Source organism: Pseudomonas sp. HMSC08G10 (assembly GCF_001808425.1).
GTDB classification, from domain to species: Bacteria; Pseudomonadota; Gammaproteobacteria; order Pseudomonadales; family Pseudomonadaceae; genus Aquipseudomonas; species Aquipseudomonas guariconensis.
Window position 1 is genome coordinate 1 of sequence record NZ_KV793327.1, and the last position, 5684, is coordinate 5684.

At 51.9% G+C, this 5684-nt stretch carries 2 tRNA genes and 3 rRNA genes; all 5 read right to left on the reverse strand.

Going from position 1 to position 5684, the window contains the following annotated elements:
- Positions 1 to 50: 50 nt before the first annotated feature.
- Positions 51 to 166: ribosomal RNA gene (rrf, locus tag HMPREF3173_RS18940) — 5S ribosomal RNA — on the reverse strand.
- A 127-nt stretch (positions 167 to 293) separates the two neighbouring features.
- A 23S ribosomal RNA gene (locus HMPREF3173_RS18945) occupies positions 294 to 3184 on the reverse strand.
- A gap of 234 nt (positions 3185 to 3418) precedes the next feature.
- Positions 3419 to 3494, reverse strand: a tRNA-Ala gene (locus HMPREF3173_RS18950).
- Between the two features lie 22 nt (positions 3495 to 3516).
- Positions 3517 to 3593: transfer RNA gene (locus tag HMPREF3173_RS18955), tRNA-Ile, on the reverse strand.
- 85 nt (positions 3594 to 3678) lie between these two features.
- Positions 3679 to 5215 (reverse strand): 16S ribosomal RNA (locus HMPREF3173_RS18960).
- Together the 16S, 23S and 5S rRNA genes with 2 tRNA genes alongside form the textbook arrangement of a ribosomal RNA operon.
- Positions 5216 to 5684: the final 469 nt, after the last annotated feature.

A 5684-nucleotide genomic window follows, 5' to 3' on the forward strand; every position in this document is an offset into this window, starting at 1 on the left:
AAAGACAAAACCCCTACCTGCTCACGCAGATAGGGGTTTTGCGAAATGAATCTTGACGATGACCTACTCTCACATGGGGAAGCCCCACACTACCATCGGCGATGCATCGTTTCACTGCTGAGTTCGGGATGGGATCAGGTGGTTCCAATGCTCTATGGTCGTCAAGAAATTCTGTTGCCAGACTGTCTTATGACACTCCAGCCAATTCGGATATGTGATCGTTGTGGTTGCGAACTTTCGGTTGCTTCGTCTTCACCACCGCAATCTGCAGAAGCAAATTGCTTGGGTGTTATATGGTCAAGCCTCACGGGCAATTAGTATCGGTTAGCTCAACGCCTCACAGCGCTTACACACCCGACCTATCAACGTCGTAGTCTTCGACGGCCCTTTAGGGGATTCAAGATCCCAGTGAGATCTCATCTTGAGGCAAGTTTCCCGCTTAGATGCTTTCAGCGGTTATCTCTTCCGAACATAGCTACCCGGCAATGCCACTGGCGTGACAACCGGAACACCAGAGGTTCGTCCACTCCGGTCCTCTCGTACTAGGAGCAGCCCCTCTCAAATCTCAAACGTCCACGGCAGATAGGGACCGAACTGTCTCACGACGTTCTAAACCCAGCTCGCGTACCACTTTAAATGGCGAACAGCCATACCCTTGGGACCGGCTTCAGCCCCAGGATGTGATGAGCCGACATCGAGGTGCCAAACACCGCCGTCGATATGAACTCTTGGGCGGTATCAGCCTGTTATCCCCGGAGTACCTTTTATCCGTTGAGCGATGGCCCTTCCATACAGAACCACCGGATCACTAAGACCTACTTTCGTACCTGCTCGACGTGTGGGTCTCGCAGTCAAGCGCGCTTTTGCCTTTATACTCTGCGACCGATTTCCGACCGGTCTGAGCGCACCTTCGTACTCCTCCGTTACTCTTTGGGAGGAGACCGCCCCAGTCAAACTACCCACCATACACTGTCCTCGATCCGGATCACGGACCTGAGTTAGAACCTCAAGGTTGCCAGGGTGGTATTTCAAGGATGGCTCCATGAGAACTGGCGTCCCCACTTCAAAGCCTCCCACCTATCCTACACAAGCAAGCTCAAAGTCCAGTGCAAAGCTATAGTAAAGGTTCACGGGGTCTTTCCGTCTAGCCGCGGATACACTGCATCTTCACAGCGATTTCAATTTCACTGAGTCTCGGGTGGAGACAGCGCCGCCATCGTTACGCCATTCGTGCAGGTCGGAACTTACCCGACAAGGAATTTCGCTACCTTAGGACCGTTATAGTTACGGCCGCCGTTTACCGGGGCTTCGATCAAGAGCTTCGCTTGCGCTAACCCCATCAATTAACCTTCCGGCACCGGGCAGGCGTCACACCCTATACGTCCACTTTCGTGTTTGCAGAGTGCTGTGTTTTTAATAAACAGTCGCAGCGGCCTGGTATCTTCGACCGGCATGGGCTTACGGAGCAAGTCCTTCACCCTCGCCGGCGCACCTTCTCCCGAAGTTACGGTGCCATTTTGCCTAGTTCCTTCACCCGAGTTCTCTCAAGCGCCTTGGTATTCTCTACCCGACCACCTGTGTCGGTTTGGGGTACGGTTCCCAGTTATCTGAAGCTTAGGAGCTTTTCTTGGAAGCATGGCATCAACCACTTCGTCGCCTAAAGGCAACTCGTCATCAGCTCTCGGCCTTGAAATCCCGGATTTGCCTAAGATTTCAGCCTACCACCTTAAACTTGGACAACCAACGCCAAGCTGGCCTAGCCTTCTCCGTCCCTCCATCGCAATAACTGGAAGTACAGGAATATTAACCTGTTTTCCATCGACTACGCTTTTCAGCCTCGCCTTAGGGACCGACTAACCCTGCGTCGATTAACGTTGCGCAGGAAACCTTGGTCTTTCGGCGTGCGAGTTTTTCACTCGCATTGTCGTTACTCATGTCAGCATTCGCACTTCTGATACCTCCAGCAAGCTTCTCAACTCACCTTCACAGGCTTACAGAACGCTCCTCTACCGCATCACCTAAGTGATACCCGTAGCTTCGGTGCATGGTTTGAGCCCCGTTACATCTTCCGCGCAGGCCGACTCGACTAGTGAGCTATTACGCTTTCTTTAAAGGATGGCTGCTTCTAAGCCAACCTCCTAGCTGTCTAAGCCTTCCCACATCGTTTCCCACTTAACCATGACTTTGGGACCTTAGCTGACGGTCTGGGTTGTTTCCCTTTTCACGACGGACGTTAGCACCCGCCGTGTGTCTCCCATGCTCGGCACTTCCAGGTATTCGGAGTTTGCATCGGTTTGGTAAGTCGGGATGACCCCCTAGCCGAAACAGTGCTCTACCCCCTGGAGTGATACATGAGGCGCTACCTAAATAGCTTTCGAGGAGAACCAGCTATCTCCGAGCTTGATTAGCCTTTCACTCCGATCCACAGGTCATCCGCTAACTTTTCAACGGTAGTCGGTTCGGTCCTCCAGTCAGTGTTACCTAACCTTCAACCTGCCCATGGATAGATCGCCCGGTTTCGGGTCTATACCCAGCGACTAAACGCCCTATTAAGACTCGCTTTCGCTACGCCTCCCCTATTCGGTTAAGCTCGCCACTGAATATAAGTCGCTGACCCATTATACAAAAGGTACGCAGTCACCTAACAAAGTAGGCTCCCACTGCTTGTACGCATACGGTTTCAGGTTCTATTTCACTCCCCTCTCCGGGGTTCTTTTCGCCTTTCCCTCACGGTACTGGTTCACTATCGGTCAGTCAGTAGTATTTAGCCTTGGAGGATGGTCCCCCCATGTTCAGACAAAGTTTCTCGTGCTCCGTCCTACTCGATTTCATTGATAAGAGACTTTCGTGTACGGGGCTATCACCCACTATGGCCGCACTTTCCAGAGCGTTCCACTAATCTCAAATCAACTTAAGGGCTGGTCCCCGTTCGCTCGCCACTACTAAGGGAATCTCGGTTGATTTCTTTTCCTCAGGGTACTTAGATGTTTCAGTTCCCCTGGTTCGCCTCTTGCACCTATGGATTCAGTACAAGATACCTAGGTTATCCTAGGTGGGTTCCCCCATTCAGAGATCTCTGGATCACAGTCTGTTTGCCGACTCCCCAAAGCTTATCGCAGGCTACCACGTCTTTCATCGCCTCTGACTGCCAAGGCATCCACCGTATGCGCTTCTTCACTTGACCATATAACCCCAAGCAATCTGGTTATACTGTGAAGACGACATTCGCCGAAAATTCGCATGTTGCTCAATGAAGAGCAGAACTCACAAATTTTACCTTAGCCTGATGGCCCACCAGTGAAAGTGGTCATCAGTCTATCTATCACATATCCGAATTTTTAAAGAACGATCTGACAAAAGTCAGAAATCAACATTCACACCGGAATGTTCATTTCTAAGTTCTGCAGGTAACGGCAAGTGGTGGAGCCAAGCGGGATCGAACCGCTGACCTCCTGCGTGCAAGGCAGGCGCTCTCCCAGCTGAGCTATGGCCCCGTAGTCATCTGCACCAAGCTAATGGTAGGTCTGGGCAGATTTGAACTGCCGACCTCACCCTTATCAGGGGTGCGCTCTAACCAACTGAGCTACAGACCTATAACAGGGTCGCGTTACAGCATCGTCTTCTTCAAGGAATCAAGCAATTCGTGTGGGAGCTCATCAGCAGGCTGATGTCTTCGATTAAGGAGGTGATCCAGCCGCAGGTTCCCCTACGGCTACCTTGTTACGACTTCACCCCAGTCATGAATCACACCGTGGTAACCGTCCTCCCGAAGGTTAGACTAGCTACTTCTGGTGCAACCCACTCCCATGGTGTGACGGGCGGTGTGTACAAGGCCCGGGAACGTATTCACCGCGACATTCTGATTCGCGATTACTAGCGATTCCGACTTCACGCAGTCGAGTTGCAGACTGCGATCCGGACTACGATCGGTTTTGTGAGATTAGCTCCACCTCGCGGCTTGGCAACCCTCTGTACCGACCATTGTAGCACGTGTGTAGCCCAGGCCGTAAGGGCCATGATGACTTGACGTCATCCCCACCTTCCTCCGGTTTGTCACCGGCAGTCTCCTTAGAGTGCCCACCATAACGTGCTGGTAACTAAGGACAAGGGTTGCGCTCGTTACGGGACTTAACCCAACATCTCACGACACGAGCTGACGACAGCCATGCAGCACCTGTGTCAGAGTTCCCGAAGGCACCAATCCATCTCTGGAAAGTTCTCTGCATGTCAAGGCCTGGTAAGGTTCTTCGCGTTGCTTCGAATTAAACCACATGCTCCACCGCTTGTGCGGGCCCCCGTCAATTCATTTGAGTTTTAACCTTGCGGCCGTACTCCCCAGGCGGTCAACTTAATGCGTTAGCTGCGCCACTAAAATCTCAAGGATTCCAACGGCTAGTTGACATCGTTTACGGCGTGGACTACCAGGGTATCTAATCCTGTTTGCTCCCCACGCTTTCGCACCTCAGTGTCAGTATCAGTCCAGGTGGTCGCCTTCGCCACTGGTGTTCCTTCCTATATCTACGCATTTCACCGCTACACAGGAAATTCCACCACCCTCTACCATACTCTAGCTCGCCAGTTTTGGATGCAGTTCCCAGGTTGAGCCCGGGGCTTTCACATCCAACTTAACGAACCACCTACGCGCGCTTTACGCCCAGTAATTCCGATTAACGCTTGCACCCTCTGTATTACCGCGGCTGCTGGCACAGAGTTAGCCGGTGCTTATTCTGTCGGTAACGTCAAAACAGCAAGGTATTAACTTACTGCCCTTCCTCCCAACTTAAAGTGCTTTACAATCCGAAGACCTTCTTCACACACGCGGCATGGCTGGATCAGGCTTTCGCCCATTGTCCAATATTCCCCACTGCTGCCTCCCGTAGGAGTCTGGACCGTGTCTCAGTTCCAGTGTGACTGATCATCCTCTCAGACCAGTTACGGATCGTCGCCTTGGTGAGCCTTTACCTCACCAACTAGCTAATCCGACCTAGGCTCATCTGATAGCGTGAGGTCCGAAGATCCCCCACTTTCTCCCGTAGGACGTATGCGGTATTAGCGCCCCTTTCGGAACGTTGTCCCCCACTACCAGGCAGATTCCTAGGCATTACTCACCCGTCCGCCGCTGAATCAAGGAGCAAGCTCCCGTCATCCGCTCGACTTGCATGTGTTAGGCCTGCCGCCAGCGTTCAATCTGAGCCATGATCAAACTCTTCAGTTCAATACTGCTTGGGTTTTTAAGAAACCCTAAACTTGGCTCAGCAATCTCAAATGACTATGTGATTTCTCGCATGGCCACTTGTGATGCTGATAATCTTGGCGACGATCAGTCCGTACTCACAAGCACCCACACGAATTGCTTGATTCGATTGTTAAAGAGCGATTTGGTTAAGCGCTTTGCTCAACCGAGGCCGCGCATTCTACGCTTTCCTCTAAGTCTGTCAAGCGTTTATTTTGAAGTTTTTTCCGAGAAACCCGTTCAACTTCAACCGCTTAACTCGCTGCGATCTCTCGTAGCGGGAGGCGAATCATACAGCGTTAAAACCTGCTGTCAACTGCCTTTTTCACCGCTGCCGATCAGAAGACCGAAGCCCTTCCGATACTACCTGAAGCGTTCAACTCGTTGATTATCAAGGAGTTTTGCGTTTCGACTGCGTCGGAAGTGGGGCGCATTATAAGGGGATTCGAAA